Origin of the sequence: Leucobacter luti (assembly GCF_004217175.1) — a bacterium.
GTDB classification, from domain to species: domain Bacteria; phylum Actinomycetota; class Actinomycetes; order Actinomycetales; family Microbacteriaceae; genus Leucobacter; species Leucobacter luti.
Genome location: NZ_SHKI01000006.1, coordinates 421,612 through 443,355 on the forward strand (window position 1 = coordinate 421,612; position 21,744 = coordinate 443,355).

Here is a 21,744-nt window from a genome sequence, read left to right on the forward strand (position 1 = left end):
CTCCTCGGTTGCCCGGGCCGCCGAAGAAGGCTTGATAGATTATGAGCGCATGCGCCCGTAGACGACCGGAGTAACCACGATGACACGCACCGGCACCAGGGTGTACCGAAATCGCGACGCCGAGCAGTGGGGGGCGACGGCTCCGCACACGACCCTGGTGCTTGCGTGCTACCGCGTCGAGCGCTACCTCCCCGTGTTCCTGGCGTCGCTCGACGCACAAACCGCGGACCACGACGGCTACGAGCTGATCTTCGTCATTGATGGCTGCCCAGAGGACTCAGAGCGCGTGGTGAGGGAGTGGGCGGCGCGGACCGACTTCCCGGTGTGCGTGGTGACCCAGGAGAACCAGGGGGTTGCTGCCGCCAGAAACGCGGGCCTCGAGCTGGCACGCGGCGCCTGGGTCTCGTCGCCAGACCCGGACGATCGGCTCGACCCGGGGTACCTTCGCGAGATCGAGCGGGCCCGCGCCCGGTTCGCGGGCGAGACGATGTTCGTGGGCAGAATTCGACTCTTCAGCCCGGCGGGAGACGAAACCAGGCACCCGCTGTCGTACAAGTACGGAGACGGGAGCGTGCGACTCGTCGACCTGACCGAGTCGCCCGACGACATCCAGACGCTGGGCGGGACCGTCTTCTTCGCTACCGAGCACATTCGGGCGAACGCACTGCGCATGCGACCAGAACTCGTGACTGAGTCCGACGCGGACTTCATCATGCAGTTCTTGATCGCTACCGCCCCGAGATACGTGCTCGTGCCCACCGCAGAGTATTTCTACCAGCGTCGGGTCGACGCCTCCTCAATCGTCAAGACGAACGAGTCGAACATCGAACGATTCCGAGTGGTGTTCGGGGTCACCCACCGAGATCTGTTGGTCGCCGCGGGGCCGGAGTGCCCGCAGTGGCTCGCCAACACTCTGCTGTACTTCGTCACGTATCTGTTCCGACGCAACCTGCAGCTTGACTCACCGGTGTACCGCACCGATCCGGCTGTCCTGAGCGAGATACGCGCCGAGCTGATCTTCAATCTTCGCCTCATCGGACAGGATCGAATTCGATCGTTTCGCGTGTTCGACGTGCCAATCGAGATGCGCATGGCGTGGCTGGCACAGACGGGCGGCCTGTCGAGCTCGCCCGTCGAGTGGCTCGGTGCTGAGCCGAACGGGGCGATCCAGCGCGTCTGCTACTACGTCGATGTGGACCACCCGGCGCCGGCGGTCGACCCGGGGCAGCTTCCCGGAATCGTCGAGATCAAGACCCGTGGGGTTGAGTTCTTGGGCTGGCACTGGGTGGAGCAGCGGATCTTCCGCGTCAGCGGCGGGGCTGAAGAGGCACTGCGCCTCGCCTCACCGGGCCCGGACTACCTCGAGCTCGGCGGGGTCGCGTACCGTGCGGCGACGATTCGGCAGAAGCTTGGGCAGGCGCGTCCGAGTTTTCCGCAGCCCACTGCCGCGCCGCGCCGCGGGCCTGCGCGGGAGTTTGCGGCTCGAGTGCGCCGGCGGGCGCAGCGACTCCGTTTTTCACTGCCCCTGCGACTGGCCGGAATCACCGGGTATGCGCGACGCTACGCTGGTGCCGTGGTCCTCGCCGCCGGCGACAGCGAGGATGGAGCGAGTGACGCCTGGCGGGCCATGCGCGATGCGGTTCACTCGTCCGCTTCCGGAGTGAACGCCTGGCGGGTGCTTAGACCGGGGGAGCACCGCGGAGCACGCACGCCGCGGAAGTCCGTGGTGCGCAGCGGGAGCATTGCGCACTTCCTCCTGCTCAAACAGGCCGACGCCGTCCTGACCCCTCACCTCACCGCCGCAGCGGTCGCACCGTTTCCCGGGCGCATCCTGGCGAAGACCTGGCGTCTCGTGCATGTCCCAATTGCGCCCCCCGTCCCCCGGGGATACCGCAAGCTGAACTCGGCCGCGATTGACCTGGTCCTCGCTGCAAGCGTCGAAGAGCTGGAGCTGCTTGCCGGCGACGGGGGCGACTACCGTTTTACGCGGAGCGAGGTCGTGCTCTGTCCCGACTACCGCGAGCAGCCGTCGCAGGTGTGGGGAGCCGGATTGCGCGCAGCGCTCACTCAGGGGAACTCGGCGTCGCCCCGCTGAGCGCGGCAAACAACTGGCGCAGTGACCGCTGATTCAGCTCGTTCGGATCGAAATCGGCAGGCACGACGGCCGCAGCGGTTGACACGTACGCGAGCGCCTGCTGCAACCCGCGCTCGGACAGCGGGACAAGCTTGCCGAGCCGCCCGTCCCGCAGCGCTGACCGCGATCCGGGCGTATCAGTTGCGACGACCGGAGTGCCCACCGCGAGCGCCTCGAGAATCACGAGCGGCAGCCCCTCCCTGGCCGACGGAAGGATGAGTGCGTCCACGGCACGCAGGTGCGCCTGCGGGGCGGCAACCTGGCCGGCGAAGCGCACGATGTCTGACAGCCCCAGTTCGGCCGTGAGCGACTCGAGTTCGGTGCGCAGGGGCCCGTCACCGAGGAACGTCAGCGACACCGGAGGGTGCAGCTCGGAACGGCATGCCGCGAGCGCCGCGAGGAGGCCGGCGTGGTTTTTCTCGGCTGACATTCGAGCGACCACGCAGGCGTGTTTCCCCGGCCGTGCGTACCAGCGCTCGTCGGCCGGGGTGAGTGGCCGCTCGCTCAGCTCCGTGATCGACGCAATATCGAGGGTGTTCTCGATGGTGCAGTGTTTCTCCGCGCGCACCCCGAAGTGCGCCGCGAGCGTCGCCGCGTTGGTATCGCGAACGCCGTCGCTGACCGAAGCGATGAAATCCAGATCGTTCAGAACCGTCATCCCGCTCGCCAGCTGCGGATACTTCGCCTGGATCTCCGGCCACATTTCGTTGTGGAACACTATTCCGCGTGCGTTGCGCGTGCGTACGCCGTGGGCGACGAGCGCGATGCTGCTCGAGAGGTAGCCGCTGAAGTCGAGTGCTGAGTCGAACTGCACGCGCCCGAAGCGGCGGTACCCCTCGGCGCGGCGCTCGTCCGCGATCGTGCGCGCGAAGAGGTCGACCGGTTCGTAGTGCCGCGACGAGTACAGGCTCAGGACTTCACGTTCAAAGCGCGTCCCGGCCGGCTCACCCACGCCGAAGAGTAGCCGTGATCGCTCGAACAACTCGCTGCGGAGCGTGGCCTCGGCGCCCGTGACGCTTGTGGGCCAGGGGCGCAAGTACGGCGAGTACTCAGACGCGGCGAGGTGCGACAGGAGGCTCCGCAGCGCACGCGTGATGCCGATCTCCGCGGGGAAACCGTCGGTCGAGATCAGGAGTGGCTTGCGGGAGATCGATGTGCCCGGGAGGCTGAGGGCCGGCTCATCTCCGAAGAGCAGTCGCACGGCTCTGGGCGCGGCAGGTTCGTGTGCCGCCCCGCTGAATCGTGCCGTGACCGTGGCGTATTCAGCGACGTATGCAGCAGGGGCGGCGAGTGCGCGGGTGAGCAGCTCACGCGCCTCGGCGATCGTCGCGGCGCTCTGCCCAGGCACCTCTGAAGCGTCGAAATAGAGCCCGCGGTCCGCGCGGTACGCATCGATCGTCGAGGTGAGCTTGACGACGGGAACCCCGACCGCCGCCGCGTCGAAGAGCACGCTCGAAAAATCCGTGACGAGCGCGTCGACGGCGCCGAGAAGCTCATTCGTATCGATCTCCGCGGGAACCGGAGACACTTGCGAAGCGGCGCCAGCGGGGCTGAACGCGCCGCGAACGTAGTGGTGTGCGCGCAGTGCGACGCGTGCGTGTGGCACTGCGAGTTCGGCGGCAGTGCTGAGCGTCTGCGCCACGGCAGCGTCGCGCGCAGCGAACGTGCCTTGCCAGGTCGGGAGGTAGGCGATGAGCGGTGTCTCTGCGTCGCCCCCCAGCAGCGCGCGAACCTCGGCGCGCCGAGCAGCGCTGAGGCCACGTGTGAGATCGAGCCGCGGCGCGGCTGCGTCCACAAAGACTTCGGGGACGAGCTCGTCGACATCCATCGCGCGCGAGAGCACGTCGCGTGTGTGTGGGTCGGACGTCAGCACGACGTCAGCGTGCAGAAAGTTGCGAGAGATGTTTCCGTGGCTGGCGGGCTCACCCAGGTTGTCGCGTCCGAGTGTTTTCCAGGGCACACCGTGCCAGGTATTGAGGTACCGCTGCCCGTCGCGCTTCGAGAACTCGGTGGGAAGCGTTGAGTTACTGACGATGTACCCCGCGATCGCGAGATACCTCGAGAATGCGGGAGATCCCTTGCGAACGAACACCACATCGTCGCGCTGCAACAGCTGCGGGTGAGGCGTTGCGTCCCCGGCGATGCTCCAGACGTGGAGCAGGCCCGCGCGGTCCGGATCGTTCAGCATCTCCACGCACATTGCGAGCGGGTTGCATGAGACGGTCGCGCCGAGAGACGCCTCGTAGAGCACGATGCCGCGGTCAACTGGCTCGGACGCGCAGATCTCGGCGTACCGCATCTCGCGGGTGAACGCCGGTGGCTCCTCCGGGCGGCTCAGTACCGGCACGAACGGCTCCCGCCGATCCTGCATTGCGACGATGAGTCGCCACGCTGCATCCCATTCTCCGGCGCGAGCGAGCCCGCGCGCGAGCTGCTCCGCTGCCGCGGCCCGAAGCCTCGTGCTGCTCGCGCGCTGCATTGCCTGGCGCAGGGCCGCAGTGCGCTGTTCAGGATCGGTCTGGCCCGCGAGCTCGGCGAAGACTCGGGGGAGTGCTGGATCGGGGTCCACACTCTGATTGAGCTCGGGGAGTTCCTCCGCGTCTGGGAGCCCGGCGAGTACCCACTCGACCGCGGCTTGCGGTTCGCCCAGCTGAGCAAGAATCGTGCCCGCCCTGAACCGCTCGAAGCCCCCGGCGCGAGGGTCTGCCCGATACGCCGTGAGTGCTTCGTCCGGCCGACCCAGGAGCTCGAGCAGCGAGCCGAGCGTACGCGCGACCCAGCCGGCGCGGTGCTCTGACCTGGAGGCGGTCTGAAGACGCGTTGCCGCTTCGTCGAGCCGGCCCAACCGGAGAGAGGCGCGGGCGCCGAGCTCCTGCAGCGGCGCTGGGTCGTTCTGCGCGAGGCCCCGGAGCACCCAGTGCGCGTCGTCTGCGCTCGACAACTCGTCGAGAAACGCTCTCGCCGCGACGCCGCGGTCGATCCCGTCCGCAGCGCCGGGAATACCGGGAGCAGCGCGCCGGAGCGCGCTGAGCGCGTCCTCATCGTTGCCGAGTTGGCGGGCGCACGACACGGCGGCGAGGATTCGGTGGTCTCGTTCGGGCAGCTCGACGAACCTGGATAGATAGGGCTGCGCCGCGCGCGCATCGCCGCGTCGCAGCAGCGCCTGCCCGAGCCAGATCTCCCAGTCGAGCCGCTCTGTGGGTGAGAGGGGGTAGCTGAGGAGCCTCTCGACCGCGGCAATCTCCCGGTGTACGTTTCCGCGGTGGCGATGGTTCCACGCCTCTTCCTCGGAGATCCGCGGCAGCTCGGGCTCGAGCCGTTTTGCGCGCGCAATGAGGGGATCCCCAAGGGTGACAGCGCCCGTGGAGTAGTGAAACTTTGCGATCTCAACGAGCGTGGCGGCTGCCGCGTCCGGCCCGCTCAACCTGTCCGCTGCCGCGGCAGCGGCTGGTCCGCCGCCGTCGCGTCGCAGCCAGTCAAGGTACGGGAACACCGCGGCGTGGTGCCGCCGCCCGAGGTGAGACTCGTACACGCGGCGCGCGCCCCGCGAGAGCCCTGGCGCGACACGCAGAACGCGGGCCGACTGGCTCGCGCGGTATGCCGCGAACTCTGCACGACGGAGCATCGTGCGGACGCGCAGCAGCGCAGTGGCCCGCTGCCCTTCCCGGGCCACCTACTGCCCCGCTTCGGTCGGGGTCGGTGTCGCAGATCCGGCGCCGATCGCCCGGAGGAACGCACGCAGCGCGTCGGCAGCGTACTCCTCAGCTGAGAAATCCGATGCGGTCACGAGGTCGCCGGCAGCGATCGCGTCGAGCCCGGTCATGATGCCCCGCTGTGTGCAGGGCACAAGCAGGCCAAACTGCCCGTCGTTGAGCACCGAACGCGGTCCCGGGATGTCCGTCGCTACGACCGGAACGCCAAGCGTAAGCGCCTCGAGGAGCACCAGCCCCTGACCCTCGTAGCGCGACGGAAGCATCATCGCGTCACAGGCGCGGATGTGCGGGTATGGGTTTTCAACCAGGCCGCGCATGCGCACCCGGTCTTGCAGACCCAGTTCGCCGATACGCACGCGCAGCTCGTGAGCGAGCGGGCCGTCGCCGAGGAGCGTGAGGAAGAGCTGGTCTTTTGACTCCGATCGCGCCAGCGCATCGAGCAGCTCGAAGTGGTTCTTCTCGGGTGAGAGCCTGCTCGCAACACAGAAGTGCACGCCCGGCCGGCCATACCAGGACCGGTCCTCCGAGCCGAGCGGTGCGGCGCCGAGCGTGCGGATCGTGTCCGGCAAAATAATGTTCTCGAGCGTGATGTGCAGCGCCTCAGGAACGGCGAGCTCACGTGCCAGCGCCGCGGCGTTGGCTTCTCTGACGCTCTCGCTCACCGACGCAATGAAGTCGAACTTGGCGAGCTGGGCCAGCGACGATCGCAGCCGCGGGTACCGCGTCTCGACCTCCTGCATCATTTCGTTGTGAAGCATCACCCCGCGCTGGCCTCCGGGCCGCACCTCGATACCCGCGGCCGTGAACGCGACGCTCATCGGGTCGTAGGCGCTGAACTCAAGGGCCGAGTCGAACTCTCGATCTGCGAACACACGACGCGACTCGCGACGACGGCCGCTCGCGAGGAACCGGTCGGTGAACTCGGTGCGTTCGTAGTCGAGCGTCTTGAAGTACTGGGCCGTCTCCTGCTCCATGCGCGTGCCGGGCTGTGCCCCCACGTGCGGCAGGATCTTGGCGAACTCGCGAATGTCGGCGATGGTCTCATCGGCCGCGGTCTCGAGACTGTTGACCGTCACCGAGAGATAGGGCGTCACATCGGTGTCTGCGAGCGCGGTGACGAGGCTGCGGAGCGCACGGGTGATGCCGTTGGTCGGGAGACCGGAGGCGCCGAGGTACAGGCGGTGCGCCCGGGGGTGCGCAGCCGGGGCTGTGCCGCCCCCGACGCCCGGTGCCGGCGGGTCGAGCAAGAGCGAGAGCGCCCGCGCAGCCGAATCCCCAGATTCGGGCCAGGAGAAGCGTTCGGTCGCCGGTGCGTACCGAGCTCGATAGGATTCCGGCTCACGCAGAGCATCGGACAGGAGCGCACGCGCCTCTTCCAGAGTGTCGGCCGGACACCCGGGGACCTCCTCCGGAGTGAAGTAGAGTCCGCGCTCGTCCTCGTAGCTCGCGATATCAGTGACGAGCGTAACCACCGGGACCCCAACGGCCGCAGCGTCGAACAGCACGCTCGAGAAATCAGTGACGAGTGCGTCAGCCGCACCGAGAAGCTGATTCGTGTCGAACTCCTCGGAGACGAGCCGTACCCCGGCCTGCGGGGGAACCGCCACGAACGCCTGTCGAACGTAGTGGTGCGCCCGGAGGGCCACGACCACCCCTTCGGAGACGAGGCCCTGGGCGACGCGTCTCGTCTCTTCGACCTCCGCGTCGCGCTTTCCCATCAGGCCACGCCAGGTCGGCATGAAGAGCACCAGCTTGGTGTCACCGGTGACCCCGAGCGACTCACGAATGGCGTGTCTCGTTGCGGGAGCCAGGTTCACCGCGAGATCGTTGCGCGGGTGCCCGGTCCTAACGAAACGCTCTGGATCGCTGAGCTGTCCGATGTCCATCCCCTCGGAGAGCACATCGAGCGTGTGGTGATCCGGCGCGATCACCAGATCAGCCTGCAGCAGGCTGCGCGCGACATTGCCGTACGAGAACGGCTCGTTTCGCTGGTTGCGACCGAGCTTCTTCCACGGGACGCCGTGCCAGGTGTTCAGCGCGCGCTGGCCGGGCCGCTTCGTGAACACGTAGTCCCATGTCGAGTTATTGATCAGGTACTCAGATGTCGCGAGCGCGCGCAGGTGGCCGGGGGACCCCTTGCGCACAAAGCGCACGTCTGGGCGATCCGCGAGCTCCGCGGGAATCCTGGCGTTCTCAGTGATACTCCACACGTGAGAGAAGCCCGTGCGGTTCGGGTCGCGCAGAAGCTCAAGGCACATCGCGAGCGGGTTGCAGGATACGGCGTCGCCGAGCGACGACTCGTAGAGCACGACGCCGCGGGCGATCGGCTCGGTCTCGGTCCATTCCGCGTAGGTCATGTGAGAGGTGAGCCTGATCGGGCTCGAAACCTCAGGGGTGAGCGGCACCGCGGGGAGGCGCTGGGCAAAGGAGAATCGAAGCGCGTCCCACGCCGCCTCCCAGTTGCCGAGCTCGGCAAGGTCCTGAGCAAGCAGCCGGGCGACGGTGGTGATCGAGCGCTCGCTGCTGAGGCGGCCCAGAAGATCCGAGAGTAGTGTTGCGCGGCGGGCCGAGTCGCGCTCGCGTCGCGCGCGTGCGAACACACTCCTGGCCCGCGGGTCGACGGACAGCTCGTCTACCGCGTCAGCCCAGGATGCCCCGAGCCGATACTGGGTGATGAACGACTGCACCGCGAGCTGGGGTGAGCCTTGCGCAGCATACAGCGACGAGCGCAGTGCGCCCAGGAGTGGCGTGCCGTCTTCCTCTTCGAGTAGCTCGTACGCGGCGAGCGCGGAGCGCTCGTCCCCCCGCGCGTGGAGCAGTTGCGCGTGGACACCGCGGGTCCAGGCAGACCGATCGTCACGCACCACTGCCGCGGCGAGCGCGGTGGCCGCCGAATCTGCGTCCCCGACCGCGAGGGCCGCTCGGGCGGTGAGCTCGAGTCCCGGTGTGGTGTCCGCGAGCCCGCGCTCAGTGATAATGCGCAGGGTCTCTCTGGCTCGTGAAAACCCTGTCAGCTGCTGCGTGGCGCACGTGAGCGCGTCGTAGTCGTCGCCCTTCGGTGCGAACTGGCGGTAGGCGCGCACGGCCGCCTCAGGCTTGCCGAGAAGCGTGGCGCAGTACCCGGCGGAGAGCAGGCTCGGCGTGCCCTGCGGCAACGTGTCAAAATTCGCCAGGTGCGGCCACGCCGAGTGCGGGTCGCGAAGCCGCAGGTATGCCTCACCGAGCCACATTTCCCACTCGAGCCGAGCCTGTGCTGTGGCCGCGAGGTCGATGCACCGACGTAGCGCGGCAATCTCACGGTGCACGTTTCCGCGGGCCCGCTGGTTCCAGGCTTCCTCGTCGTAAATACGTGGTAAATCCGGGCTGAGGTCCTTGGCACGCTCGATCAGAGCATCGCCGAGCGCGAGGCGATTGTGTTCGAAGTGAAACTTTGCGAGTTCAACGAGCTCGGCCGCCGAGGCATCGGCGCGCAGCTCCAGTTCGCGTGCGAGCGAGACTGCCTGCTCGTAGCCGGATTGCCGGGTGACGTAGTTCAGGTATGCGGGGATCGCTTGCGGCTGTGTGAACGCCGCCGCTCGGACGCGTTGCTCGAGGCTCGCCACGACGGCGCGAGGCGCTGACCGTTTCTGCGACGAGCGGAGCAGAAAGAACCATATCCGCCAAGACTGGTCGCCCCGGCCGAGAATTGAGATCATCCTTCGAAGCTGCGCGCCCCGGCGCCGAATCGTCACCATCAAACCAAGTTTAGACGGAGCTGCGGGGCTCAGCGCACGCCACGCAGTGTCAGCGTAACGACGGTAAAGGAACTCCCGGTCCGCGGTGCAAACACTGCCGGTGCGGCGCTCGACTCTGCCGCGGGTGCGGGGCTCGACGGCTCGGGCAGGGGCTCGGTGGGGTCGTCCGTCCCGGGTTCGGGCTCGTCAGTGCCGGGGGTGGGCTCCTCCGGTGTGGGCGTGGGCTCCTCGGGGGCGGGGTCGGTGGGTGTCTCGGGCAGCGCTGGCTCGGTTGGCGGTACCGTCGTCGGCTCCGGAGCCTCGGTCGGCTCAGTGGTGGGAGTCGGCGGCCGCACCGAGTTGGTCTCCGCACGCGCCTTCGTGTTCGGGATGAAAACGACGCCCGAGCCCCGCGCCTGTTTCGCCACGCCCTTCGAGAACGTCATGCGCACCGAGCCGTCCGAGTGCGTGGTCCGCTTCGACACGGGGACACCCCAGCTGCCCTTCGGCCCACCGGCCTTGTCGTACGCGGTCAGGAACGTACCGTTCCCCATGAAGATCTGCGAGGTCGCGCTTGTGAAGAAAAGCAGGCCCTTCTCCGTGTACCGGTAGCTCTGCTTGCCGACGGAGACCTCAGAGCCCAGGAAGTAGCCGAGTCGTGGGTGCCCGCCCAACGCCCGCCAGCGCGAAAGCTGCGGCTGGGTGACGATCGCGCTGCGCTTGCCCGAGACCATGAGCCACGCGCGTTGGAACCGCTGCACGCCCGAGCCGTCCTTTTGCATCGCCGCGGCGGCGATGGGGAAACCGAGCTTGCCATTCTGCCGCTGGAGCGTGTTCCAGGACGTGTGCATCCGAGTCGGGACGAACTGCATGCCGATCGTGGAGTTGGGGAAGACTACTGTTCCGTTCTGGAACTTCTGAATTCGGTTCCCTGCCTGGACCGTACCGGTCGGACCCGCGGTCGTGAGGAAGCCCCACCGCCCCTTCGCGCCGTTGGCTTCGAGGTACGCGGTGGTGAAGGAGCTCGCGGTTGAGACGCCGTACACCTGCTTGCTGGCGTTCGAGTAGGTGATGATGCCGCGCTCGAAGCGCCACTGCGCCCCGCCGCCGTTCTGCGTGACCTTCTCAGGGGCCGTGGTGAGTGGGGCGCCGTACCCCGGGCGGCTGCGGTAGAGGTCCCGCACCTTTGTGAACGCGACCGACTCACCCTGCGTGGTGCCGAACCACGTCTTCCAGAAATTGTGGAAGTTTCGATTGCCGTAGCTCGAGCAGGAGTTGCCGGTGCCCCAGCCTGCGTTCAGGGCCGCCTGGTTCGGGCGGTAGGGGGTATAGATGTAGAGCGCCGCCGTAGCGTAGTTCGAGATGTACACCTGCGAGGTGCCGCACGAAGCGCTGGGGTGCCACAGTATGGTGTTCGTGGTAAACGGGAGGTAGTTGTAGCGCTCGGGGTAGGCCCGGTACACCTTGAGCTGCCACGCTGCCCGGTAGACCTGCTGCGCGAAGCCGGTCTGGCTGGGGTCGCACTGCGCCGAGTTGTTCGGTCCGGAGTCCGGGCAGGCGTAGCCCATCGCCCGGTCAAACTGCCGGACCGTCGGCCAGGTATCTGTGACGAGACTCTGCTCCTTCTCAAGCATCACGAGCAGTGTCTTCTGGCTGATGCCGCAGGCACGGCCGACCTTTGCGATGATGCTCGCGGCCGACTCGCTCGCTGATCCAGCGTATGCCTTGCAGAATGCGTTCGCCGTGCGGGACTGCGAGCGGAACGTCGCGGTGGTGAGGCACTTGCTCGCGACCTTCGTGGAACCCCAGGCCGTCCCCGCCTTCCGCCCGGTTGCCCCGATCGTGCACTTTCCGTCGGCAGTTGCGGCCAATCGCTGGTTCAGGAAGGTCTGCACCTGCCCGCTCGACATCGCGTTTCCGTCATAGAACTGCGTATCCGAAATGATCTGGCTCGGATTGAAATCGCTTGACACCGCAGCCTCGGCGGGAACCGCGCCGAGTGCTTCCCCGCCGATTCCGAACGCCACGCCAACGCAGAGCGCAATCGCGAGTAACTTGCGGGTACGGCGGCCCGTGCGTACGGAGTTCACTCGTGGGTCCCTTCACTGAAAACGCGGCGTCTTCTCCTGGAACACTACCCGGTCATGCAGCCGGGAGCGGTCCCGCGGTGTCCTCAGTGTCGTCAGTTGGCGCGAACGCTACCTCTTCGTCCCCGTGGAAACTGGCGACTCCGTGCTGGAACCGCAGCGTGCGCGGCCCGCCGTCAGCGGGGACTGTGCTGTGACCCGCGAGGAACCCCCAGGGGCCGCTCGGTCCGCCCGCTGCCTCGTAGGCGCGCAGGAACGCCCCGCTGCGGAGACCGTACGTGTGCTTGAGCGCGAACGACGTCGTAATGATGCCCTTGCTGCGCATTTGCACCAGGCCGCCGCCGTTCTCTTCGACCGGCGTGGGGTCGCTCAGTGGAGTGCCGTACTTTCCCGGGTGCTCCGCAACGAACGCGCCAAACGAGGCGTGTGGGGAGAACTCGGGCTTTGCGCTCTTGCTGCGTGCCTTCTGTTTCGTCGCCGGCTTGGGATTGGCGGACATCGCAGCGACTGCCTCGTGAATCGGTCCGTCAAAGACGATCTTGCCGTGCTCAAGCACCACGCCGCGTTCGCACAGCTGCTTGACCTGGCTCGCGGAGTGGCTGACCACAAACATGGTCTTTCCCTCTTTGCGCATGAGCTGCATGCGTTCAGCGCACTTCGCGCGGAACGCGGCGTCGCCCACCGACAGAATCTCATCGACGAGGAGCACGTCGAGTTCGGTGTGCACGGCCACCGAGAACCCCAGGCGCGAGTACATGCCGGACGAGTAATGCTTCACCTCGGTGTCGATGAAGTCGCCGATCTCGGAAAACTCTAAGATGTCGTCGAAGCGCGCATCGGTCTCAGCCTTCGACATGCCGAGGATCGCTGCATTGAGGTAGACGTTGTCGCGGCCCGTGAGGTTCGGGTTGAAGCCCGCGCCCACCTCGAGGAGTCCCGCAACGCGGCCCCGCGTTCGGATCCAGCCCGCATCGGGGCGCATCACGCCCGAGAGCAGCTTCAGCGTCGTTGACTTCCCTGAACCGTTGCGTCCGAGCAGCGCGATCGACTGTCCCTCGGGCACCTCGAGCGACAGGCCGTCGATCGCGTTGAACTGCGACGAAAGCTGCTTGCGCTGCATCGCCGCCACGATCGTCTCCTTGAAGGAGTTTGCGTGCTTGAGAGTGAATGTTTTACGGACATCACTGATGACGATCGCGGGCTTGGTGTCCGCGGTGTCGTGACTGGTGGGGTCAGAGGTGCTGGGCAAAAGTCCCCTCCATCTTTCGGAACGTCAGCTGCCCAACGAGGAGCGTGCCGAGTGCGATTGCGAGCCCGATAGCCGCGTTGAGCATGAGGTGCTCTGGCCGTGGGCTGTCTGGGGCGAGCGGGAGCCAGAATACGTTGTGGAACAGCTCGACCGCCGCGGTGACAGGGTTCACCATGTAGACGTGGTAGACCCAGGCCGGGGCGCGCTCAAGGATCAGGTGCGATGCGTACAGCACGGGCGAGGCCCAGGTGGCGAACATGAGGATGAGATCAACGACGTTTCGCGCGTCGCGATACGCGACGTTGATCGCGCCGAAGAACAGGCCAAGCCCGAGCGAGAAGATCAGCACGAGAGCCAGCGCGAACACGAACGAGAGCAGCGACATCCAGCTCACGGTCCACCCGAGGAACAGCGCAACGACCAGGAGCACCCCCACCTGCGGCAAGAAGTGCACGAATGCGGAGCTCAGCGCAGCGACGGGGAAGAGCTCTCTCGGGAGGTAGATCTTCTTGACGAGCGCGGAGTTGTCGACGATCGCGTTCGTGGTGTTTCTGAGCGCTTCGCTGAAGAGGTTCACTGTGATGATGCCGGCGAACAGGTAGATGGGGAAGTACTCCATGCCCCGGTCGGCTCCCAGGAGCACGCCGATCACCAGGTAGTACATCAGGAACTGAGCCGCGGGACGAACGTAGGACCAGGCCCATCCAAGTACCGATCCGTAGTACCGCGTTGCAACGCCCTTCTTGAGAAGGAGCGACAACAGGTACCGGTGACGGAACACGTCAAAGAGACCGCGGCTCTTGCCCGGAGTCTCAAACTCGGGGTCAGTCAGTGCTGCTTGATATACCACGACGGGACAGTCTACTTCTCTTTGCTGTGGGAGAGAGGAACGCTGGGAGCCACCGCTCGGACCCCCTCGTGTGCACGCCACTCGGAGATGATGTCCCCGAGCGGGCGCAGCTCCGAGGGGATCTCGGTGTCTTCAACGAACATCTCACCCGCGGCATAGTGCTCAAGCAGCGCGAGCGCGACCGTGGGGCTGAACCCCGCCCGCTCGAGTCCCACCGCGTTGACTCCCGTGAGCCGGGGCGGTGTGCCGTACACCTTCGCGAACGGGGGCACATCGCGGGTGACTGGCGTTCCCATGCCGACCATCGCCCCGGCGCCGACGATCCTGCGCTGGTGGACCACCGCGTTCATGCCGATGTTCACGCGGTCGCCGATCACGCAGTGCCCGCCGACAGATACTCCTGCTGAGACGGTCGCATCGGCGCCCAGCAGCACGTCGTGCGCGAGGTACGCTCGGGTGAGTACCCAGCTGCGTGGCCCCACCGTGGTCTCGCGGTAGGTGCCCTGATGGATCACGGCGCTCTCGCGGATCACAGCGCCCGCGCCAATCCGCACACCCGCGTGGTCGAGGTCGCCCGTCCATGCAGTGTTCTGGCGCAGGCTCGACATCTCCGGGGGTGCGCCGATCTGGGCCCCCGGCCCGATCCAGGCGTCGTCCTCGATCACGCAGGGGCCGAGGATCACGGCACCTGGGCCAACGGACACGTTTGCGCCGAGGGACACGCCGTCGCCGATGAACGCCTGCGGACTGATCTGGTCAGACATGGAGCTCCTTAGCACCCGGTGATCTGGTAGAGCACCGCGTCGCCCTCGCGGTCGATCTCGGTGAGAATGGGGGAGCGATCGAGGTGCTTCATCCGCTTGAATGGAACCCCGCGCTGCGCGGCGTCCTCGAAGATGTAGTCGGTCCCGAAATCGAGCACGAAGTGCACGTTGAGCTCGGCGGCGGACACGCATGCGTCGCCGGGAGCGGCGACCAGGGAATCGACGAGCGCGTACGCCCGCGGGTCGTACGCTCCGCTGCCGTGCGGGAAGAGGACCGCGCGGTCCGAGATCGCGTAGCTGAGCGAGCTGCCGTTGAGCGGGTTGTTCGCGATGACGTCGCCGGCGGGCACCTCTTCGTCAATTCGGTCGAGCAGCGCACGCTCGTCGTCGTCGAGGAGCATACCGAGCTTCGTGTTGTAGCTGGCCTTGACCGCCTGCATCGCTGAGAGCGAGCCCGCCTGGCCCGCAGCCAGCAGCAGGAGCACGGCAACGACTGCGAACACGCGCGAGGCGATCAGTGGCCGCGCTGAGCTGATGCGCGCGAGGCGGCGCAGGCCGGGGCGCAGCGCGACCCAGAGGGCAGATGCCCCGAGCACTGCGAGCGGGAGCGCGCCGAACGGCACGAGCGACGCGAGGCGGCGCGGGTCGTTGTACCAGGGACCCACGATGGCGGTGCGCCAGTCGCTGGTGTGAAAGCCGTCGGCGACCAGGTAGAGCACCGCGAGCACGGCCGCGCTGCCGAGCACCCAGCGGAGGCTCCGGTGCCGCCACGCGAGGATCGCGCCGATGAGCACGATGAGCGCGACCGCCCACGCGTGCCCCTCAAGGTGGGGGGTGCCGCCGATGAGCTGGAGCGCCGCGCTGCGCGGGCCGTAGAAGCCCTGCCAGGCGTTATCGGTGCTGCGCCCGAGCACCCAGGCTGCGCCCACCGCGCCGACGAACGCCAGCGCGCCGAGGACCGCGCCGAAACGGCGCCACCAGAGCGGGAGCGGGGAGGCGGCGAGGAGGCCGGCGGCGTTGGGGACCGGGCGGGCCAGGAGCGCGCGCGCGGCAGCCCACAGCACCGGAACAGCGGCCCAGGCGAGCGCCGTGTGGATCGCGTTCGGGTGGGCGAGCACCGCCGCGCCCAGCGCGCCGAGAGTGAGGAGCCAGCGCGTTCCCGGAGCGAGGGCAAGCGCACGCCGCGCCGGTCCCAGATTGAGGAGCTGCAGCAGCCCCACGAGCAGGTACGGCAGCAGCGCGAGGGAGAGGATGTTCGGGTAGATCACACCGTAGCCAGCGAGGAACAGCGGGAAGTTTGGGAACGCGGCGCTCAGCACGCCAGCGATTACGGTGACGCGAGTGCTCGGCCCCGCGACCGCGCGGCCGAGGGCCACAGCGCCGATTGGCCAGATCACCGCGGAGACCGCGAGGAGCACCGCGTTGGTCGCGGCCGGGATCGACGCCCCGGTGAGCTGCACGACCAGGGCCACGAAACTGTGCCAGAGCGTCGGGTAGAACACCGGCGCACCCGGGGTGGTGAGCTCCATGGTGAATGGGGAGGCTGACCCCGAGTCGAGGAGGTAGCGCACCGTGTTGAGGTGGAAGTTCGCGTCGAAGGTCTGCGAGACCGCGTCGGGTGAGCGCAGACCGGCGGCGAGCGAAACCGCAATGACGGCGCCGCCGATCGCTGCCGCGCCGAGCCCGAGCCAGAGCTCGCCGCGCTGCGTGCGCCCCGCGCGCGGGGCGGCGGGAGCGCCGAGCCAGCGCCGCAGCAGGAACAGCGCCCCGGCGAGCACGAGGGCAAGGGCGAGTGCCGGCACGAGAGACCACGGGACGCCTGCGATGGGGGCCGCGATCGAGCTGAGCGCGAGCACGGCGAACGCGGCGGGGACCGCGACGAGCGGGATCGCGAAGCCGCGCAGGCGCAGGGCCAACGCGGCCGGGAGGCCGAGCAGCGCGATCACGAGCAGCGCGGCGGCTGCGGGCGCGACGAACGCGATCCAGGCGATCACTGGGCGCTCGTCCCCTCGGCATCGGCCGGGGGCGTGCCGTGACGCTGCTCGGAGATTCGGGCCTCCATGAGCGCGACGGCGCGCGCGAGCTCGGTGACCCGGGCGTCGCTGCGTGCCTTCGCCCGCACGGTCGCGGTGGCGAACACCAGCATTGCAACGATGAAGAGGTAGAGCAGCAGGTCGGTGCCGCGCCCGATCCCGAAGAAGTTTGCGACGGCGGTGAGCACGCCGGGGAACACGATGGCGAACACCGCGGCGGCCACGAACACGATCGCGAAGATCCGCTTGAGCGCGAGCGAGCGCTCGCCGGGCAAGAACTTGACGGCGAGGGTCGCGGCGACGATAACCGCCGCGATGAGCAGGAACTGGAAGAGGGTCATGATTGGCTCACTACCGAATGATCAGATCGACGAGGATGTTCACAGAATTGAGGAGCGACTGCCCCTTCGCCTTCGAGTAGTCGGAGTAGATAACCTCGACGGGGTGCTCGGCGTAGGGCAGCCCGGTGCGGCCGAGCTGCACCACGATCTCCGTGCCGTGCGCCATCCGATCCTGCCGGAGCTTGATGCGCCGCAGCGCGTCGCCGCGGATCACGCGGAGACCGTTGTGGGCGTCGGTGAGGCGAGTGCGCGTGGTGAGGTTGGTGACCGCGACGGCGGTCTTCAGCACGATCTTCTTCAGAATGCCGGGATTGGTGCGGTCGTCGAGGAAGCGGGAACCGAAGACGATCGCGAGATCCTCGTCGCGCGCGCGCCGCAGCATTGCCACCGCGTCCTCGACGCGGTGCTGCCCGTCGGCGTCGAATGTGACGACGTAGCGTGCCCCGCGCTCGAGCGCGTACTCGAAGCCGGTCTGCAGCGCGGCGCCCTGCCCCAGGTTGATGGGGTGCGTCACGAGATGGGCGCCGGCGCGGCGCGCGATCTCGCCGGAGCCGTCGCGCGATCCGTCGTCGATGCACACGACCTGCGCGAACTCGGGCAGCAGTCCGCGCACCACGTCGCCGATCACGGTCGCCTCGTTGTAGAGGGGGATCACGACCCAGGTGTCGACAGCAGTAGCGGGCGCTGCCGCTGATTCAAAGGTCATACGGGTATTCTGACAGATGAAACGATGGGCATTCCCGTGCCCGCGAAAGGTGTGAATAGATGTCAGCAGAGTTCATCCCCGCGGCAAAGCCGATCATTGGCGATGAGGAGCGCGCCGCGGTTGACCGCGTGATGCGCTCCGGCATGATCGCGCAGGGGCCGGAGGTAGCAGCGTTTGAGGCGGAGTTCGCTGAACACTTTGTGAACGGGCGAGCCACGGTTGCGGTGAACTCCGGCACGAGCGGACAGCACCTCGGCCTGCTCGCGGCGGGCGTCGGCGCGGGCGACGAAGTGATCGTCCCCTCCTTCACGTTCGCGGCGACGGGCAACTCGGTGGCCCTCACTGGCGCCACCCCGGTGTTCGCGGACATCGACCCGCAGACCTTCACGCTCGACCCGGCCTCGGTGCGCGCGGCGATCACGCCCCGCACGAAGGGCATCATGCCCGTGCACCTGTACGGCCACCCGTTCCTCGCGGATCAGATCTCGGCGATCGCCGCCGAGCACGGGCTGGCCATCTACGAGGACGCGGCGCAGGCGCACGGCGCGTCGTGGGACGGCCGCCCGGTGGGTACCCTGGGCGACTTCGCGATGTTCAGCCTGTACCCCACGAAGAACATGACCTCGGGTGAGGGCGGCATGGTGACCTGCGCCACCGAGGAGCTCGCGCGCGGCGTCCGGCTGCTGCGCAACCAGGGTATGGAGACTCAGTACGCGAACGAGGTCATTGGTTTCAACGCGCGCATGACCGACATCCACGCGGCAATCGGCCGCGTGCAGCTCACGAAGGTGGACGCCTGGACCGCGCAGCGCCAGGCGAACGCGGCGACGCTGAACGCCGGGCTCGCGGGAGTCGCCGGGGTGACGCTGCCGTACGTCGCACCCCAGGCGGTGCACGTCTACCACCAGTACACGATTCGCGTCGACGCGGCGGAGCGCGACCGGCTGCGCGACGCGCTGAAGGCCGAGCACAACGTCGGATCCGGCGTCTACTACCCGATTCCGAACCACCGGCTGCCCTCGCTCGCGCCGTTCGCGCCGGGCCTCGAGCTGCCGGAGACCGAGCGCGCCGCGTCGGAGGTGCTGTCGCTGCCAGTGCATCCGTCGCTGGCCGCGGGCGACCTCGACCGCATCGTCGCGGGCGTCACCGCGGTACTGCAGGCGGGGGCGTAGCTCGGGCTCCTTCGCGCTTCGCGAACCCTGACGTCATTATGAAAGAAATCTGGACAGTCCTGCGGCAGCTGCTTCCCCTGCTGCCGCAGGGCGCACAGCGCTACTTCGTCGGCTACATGGTGGCGTCGAGCCTCATCACCGCGCTCGACGCGATCGGCATGGCGCTGCTCGCAATCGTGATCGGTCCCGCGATCAGCGGATCGTCGATCACGCTCCCCGTGATCGGCGTGGTCTCCCCGGAGTCCGCGCCGCTGTTCGTGCTGATCGCGCTGAGTCTGATGATCCTGAAGTCGGTGCTCAATGTGGTGCTGCAGTGGTTCGCCACGCGGCGCTTCGCGAAGTACGAGCTCGAGATCGGCGACCGCCTGTTCCGGGCCTACATCAACTCCAGCTGGGAGGAGCGGGCAAAGCGCTCGGTCGCCGAGATCACGCGTATCGCCGACGCGGGGATCGCGAACACCATGGCCGGCTTCGTGTTGCCGATCATGCGCATCCCCAGCGCCTTCTTCACCTTTGTGCTGGTGCTCGGTGTGCTCGTGGTCGCCGACCCGATGACGTCCGCGATCGCGTTCGTGTACCTGTCGCTCGTGATGCTGCTCGTGCACTTCGTCGTGACGAAGCGCGCGCTCGAGGCTGGCCAGGTCAACCTGTACTACGGCTACCGGGTCGCCAACCTCATGACCGAGATGATCGATGCGCTCAAGGAGCTCAGCCTGCGCAACCGCCTCGGCGAGGTCGCGGACCTGGTGACGTCGAATCGGCGCCACAGCGTGCGCGCCCGGGCCAACGGTTCGTTCCTTGGGATCCTGCCCGGCTTCGCGTTCGAGGCGGCGCTCATCGGCGGCATTCTGCTGATCGGCGGGGCCGCGTTCCTGCAGGGCGGCATGGCGGGCGCGCTCAGCTCGGTCGCACTGTTCGCGACCACGGGCTTCCGCCTGATCCCGGCGCTCACGGCGCTGCAGGGCGGGATCGTGCAGGCGACCGCGAGCACCCCGGGCGCGAAGGACGTGATCGGCGACATGATCGCCGCCGAGCGCGACATGAAGACCTCGCAGGCCCCGGCGGACACCGCCACGCTCGCCGAGCGCCCCGGGCAGCTTGAGCTCGCCGACGTGCACTTCCGGTACCCCGGCGCCGACGAGGACGTGATCCGGGGCATGTCGCTCGCGATCCCCTTCGGGAGCTCGGTGGGTATCGTCGGCCCGTCCGGCGCCGGCAAGTCGACGCTCATTGACCTGCTGCTCGGGCTGAGCCAGCCGTCGAGCGGCGAGATCGAGATCGACGGCGAGTCGCTGCGCTCCGTGCTCGCGCAGTGGCGGGGGCGCGTGGGCTACGTGCCGCAGCGCGTGGCCCTCTTCGACGGCACGATCGCGCAGAACGTGGCGCTCACCTGGGGCGACGACCTCGACCGCGAGCGCGTGGACCACGCGCTGCGGCGCGCGCAGCTGGGGAGCCTCATCGACTCGCGCGCCGGCGGGATCGACGAGCGGATCGGCGAGCGCGGCGTGTCACTCTCGGGCGGCCAGCAGCAGCGGCTCGGCATCGCCCGGGCGCTCTACACCGACCCGCTGGTGCTGGTGCTCGACGAGTCGACGAGCTCGCTCGACACGAAGACCGAGGACGAGGTGACCAAGGCGATTCGGAGCCTGCAGGGTGAGGTGACGCTCATCTCGGTGGCGCACCGCCTCTCAACGATCAAGGACTACGACCGAATCTGCTATCTCGACGGGGGCCTCATCGCGGCTCAGGGCACGTTCGCTGAGGTGGCTCGCTCCCACCCCGCGTTCGGCGAGCAGGTTGCGCTCGCCGGGCTGGGGGCAGAGGTGCGCCGGGCAGCGTCCGACGGAGCCGCCCCGACAGAGTGACGCGCGCGCCGGCTACCGCGCGCGCCGCATAATGCGGTAGCCGGCGAACAGGGTGCGGAACGGCGCCTGCGCGTGCAGGGTCCGCAGCGGGTTGCGGGGGAGCAGCGTCGGCACCGAGAGGTACGCGTGCCGCGCGGCCACCCGCTCGTGCAGAGCCTCCGGGGTTGCTGCCGGGTCGCGCAGCGCGTCGAACACGGCCCGATCGGCGCGCGAGAGCAGTTCGCGCGAGCCGGGGGCCAGCTGTTCGAACCGGTCGAGCAGCGCGAGCAGCGCGGCGCGGTTCGCCGCGAGGTCTGCGGCGGTGCCGCAGCGGGCGAGGATCGCGTCGAAGACGTGGATGCGGATCAGCTTGACCACGATCGCGGTGCGGTCTGCGGCCGACGCGGCCGTGAACCACGGGAACGACTCGATCTCGTCGATGAACGCGAAGTCCTGTGCGAGCGGCCGCGGCGCGGCGGTGACCCGATCGCCCGCGTCGTCGTTGATCACGTAGGCCGGCCCGGCGAGATCGTACGCGAGTCGCTTCCCCGTGAACCACACCGTGAGCGAGTACGCGAGGTCCTCACCGGAGGGGAGGCCCTCGGTGAGCCGCAGCTCGCCGAAGCGGCCGCGGTCGATGAGTCCGAGCGGGGCGCTGCGGTACGCGAGGCGGTCCCGCCGCCCGTCGAGAGCCCGGGTGCGGCGCCCCCCGCGCACGGGCGGGTAGGGGTCGGTGCGGCCGTCCGCGAGCTGGATCCGAGCGAGCACGGCCTCGGCGCCAGTGGCCTCCTGCAGCGCGAGCCACGAGTCGATCGCCCCCGGGGCGAGCTCGTCGTCGGAACCCATCACCGAGATGAACGGTGCGGTGGAGACCGCGAAGCCGTGGTTCATGGGCCCCGCGGGCGACGGGATGCCGTCGCGCAGCTGGAGCAGGCGCACTCGCGGGTCTGCCGCGAGCTCGCCGAGGTTTGCTCGGATGATCTCGGGATCAATGTTGTGCGCCACCACGTTGACACGCACCGGGGCGACGGTGTGATCGAGCACCGAAGCGGCCGCCCGCGCGATGGGGCGCGCGGCGGAGTGCACGGCGATAGTGACGTCAACGCGGGGTTCGAGCATGGTGTCGATGCTACCGCGC

13 protein-coding genes are annotated in these 21,744 nt (G+C 68.1%); 3 read left to right on the forward strand and 10 right to left on the reverse strand.

Annotated features, from left to right (window positions below; translation table 11 throughout):
* Positions 1–79: 79 nt before the first annotated feature.
* Positions 80–2,095, forward strand: coding sequence for a glycosyltransferase family 2 protein (locus EV139_RS13215; protein WP_130454801.1), 2,016 nt, complete (start codon positions 80–82; stop codon positions 2,093–2,095).
* Here EV139_RS13215 and EV139_RS13220 read toward each other — a convergent pair.
* From EV139_RS13220 to EV139_RS13260, 9 genes are all read right to left on the reverse strand, one after another.
* On the reverse strand, positions 2,064–5,666 hold the full coding sequence (locus EV139_RS13220; protein WP_198677572.1) for a CDP-glycerol glycerophosphotransferase family protein: 3,603 nt from the start codon (positions 5,664–5,666) through the stop codon (positions 2,064–2,066). The genes EV139_RS13215 and EV139_RS13220 overlap by 32 nt on opposite strands.
* A 141-nt stretch (positions 5,667–5,807) precedes the next feature.
* Entirely contained in the window at positions 5,808–9,449 is a 3,642-nt protein-coding gene (locus EV139_RS13225; protein ID WP_198677573.1) for a glycosyltransferase, read from the reverse strand.
* 161 nt (positions 9,450–9,610) lie between these two features.
* Complete coding sequence (locus EV139_RS13230; protein WP_130454804.1) at positions 9,611–11,650, reverse strand: LGFP repeat-containing protein; 2,040 nt, start codon at positions 11,648–11,650, stop codon at positions 9,611–9,613.
* A 52-nt stretch (positions 11,651–11,702) separates the two neighbouring features.
* Complete coding sequence (locus EV139_RS16265) at positions 11,703–12,896, reverse strand: ABC transporter ATP-binding protein (RefSeq protein ID WP_337248792.1); 1,194 nt, start codon at positions 12,894–12,896, stop codon at positions 11,703–11,705.
* Positions 12,880–13,746: an ABC transporter permease gene (locus EV139_RS13240; RefSeq protein WP_130454805.1), complete on the reverse strand. Its 867-nt coding sequence runs from the start codon at positions 13,744–13,746 to the stop codon at positions 12,880–12,882. The genes EV139_RS16265 and EV139_RS13240 overlap by 17 nt, the downstream gene beginning before the upstream one ends.
* Positions 13,747–13,757: 11 nt before the next feature.
* Positions 13,758–14,510, reverse strand: coding sequence for a DapH/DapD/GlmU-related protein (locus EV139_RS13245; RefSeq protein ID WP_130454806.1), 753 nt, complete (start codon positions 14,508–14,510; stop codon positions 13,758–13,760).
* 8 nt (positions 14,511–14,518) lie between these two features.
* Positions 14,519–16,504 carry a DUF6541 family protein gene (locus EV139_RS13250; protein ID WP_130454807.1) on the reverse strand — a complete coding sequence of 662 codons (1,986 nt, stop codon included), beginning with the start codon at positions 16,502–16,504 and terminating at the stop codon, positions 14,519–14,521.
* Positions 16,501–16,884: a DUF2304 domain-containing protein gene (locus EV139_RS13255; RefSeq protein WP_130454808.1), complete on the reverse strand. Its 384-nt coding sequence runs from the start codon at positions 16,882–16,884 to the stop codon at positions 16,501–16,503. Before EV139_RS13255 ends, EV139_RS13250 begins: the two co-directional genes overlap by 4 nt.
* Positions 16,885–16,894: 10 nt before the next feature.
* Positions 16,895–17,590 carry a glycosyltransferase family 2 protein gene (locus tag EV139_RS13260; RefSeq protein ID WP_130454809.1) on the reverse strand — a complete coding sequence of 232 codons (696 nt, stop codon included), beginning with the start codon at positions 17,588–17,590 and terminating at the stop codon, positions 16,895–16,897.
* 59 nt (positions 17,591–17,649) lie between these two features.
* Between EV139_RS13260 and EV139_RS13265 the strand changes: the two genes are divergently transcribed.
* Together EV139_RS13265 and EV139_RS13270 are read left to right on the forward strand one after the other, a co-directional pair.
* Entirely contained in the window at positions 17,650–18,762 is a 1,113-nt protein-coding gene (locus EV139_RS13265; protein ID WP_130454810.1) for a DegT/DnrJ/EryC1/StrS family aminotransferase, read from the forward strand.
* Between the two features lie 38 nt (positions 18,763–18,800).
* On the forward strand, positions 18,801–20,627 hold the full coding sequence (locus EV139_RS13270; protein ID WP_130454811.1) for an ABC transporter ATP-binding protein: 1,827 nt from the start codon (positions 18,801–18,803) through the stop codon (positions 20,625–20,627).
* A gap of 12 nt (positions 20,628–20,639) precedes the next feature.
* Here the strand turns inward: EV139_RS13270 and EV139_RS13275 are convergent, their stop codons facing one another.
* Positions 20,640–21,725: a glycosyltransferase gene (locus EV139_RS13275; protein WP_130454812.1), complete on the reverse strand. Its 1,086-nt coding sequence runs from the start codon at positions 21,723–21,725 to the stop codon at positions 20,640–20,642.
* Positions 21,726–21,744: the final 19 nt, after the last annotated feature.

Coding starts and splice junctions, on each gene's coding strand:
- EV139_RS13215 (WP_130454801.1), top strand. CDS start 80: ATGACACGCACCGGCACCAGGGTGTACCGAAATCGCGACGCCGAGCAG.
- EV139_RS13245 (WP_130454806.1), bottom strand. CDS start 14,510: ATGTCTGACCAGATCAGTCCGCAGGCGTTCATCGGCGACGGCGTGTCC.
- EV139_RS13255 (WP_130454808.1), bottom strand. CDS start 16,884: ATGACCCTCTTCCAGTTCCTGCTCATCGCGGCGGTTATCGTCGCCGCG.
- EV139_RS13260 (WP_130454809.1), bottom strand. CDS start 17,590: ATGACCTTTGAATCAGCGGCAGCGCCCGCTACTGCTGTCGACACCTGG.
- EV139_RS13265 (WP_130454810.1), top strand. CDS start 17,650: ATGTCAGCAGAGTTCATCCCCGCGGCAAAGCCGATCATTGGCGATGAG.
- EV139_RS13270 (WP_130454811.1), top strand. CDS start 18,801: ATGAAAGAAATCTGGACAGTCCTGCGGCAGCTGCTTCCCCTGCTGCCG.
- EV139_RS13275 (WP_130454812.1), bottom strand. CDS start 21,725: ATGCTCGAACCCCGCGTTGACGTCACTATCGCCGTGCACTCCGCCGCG.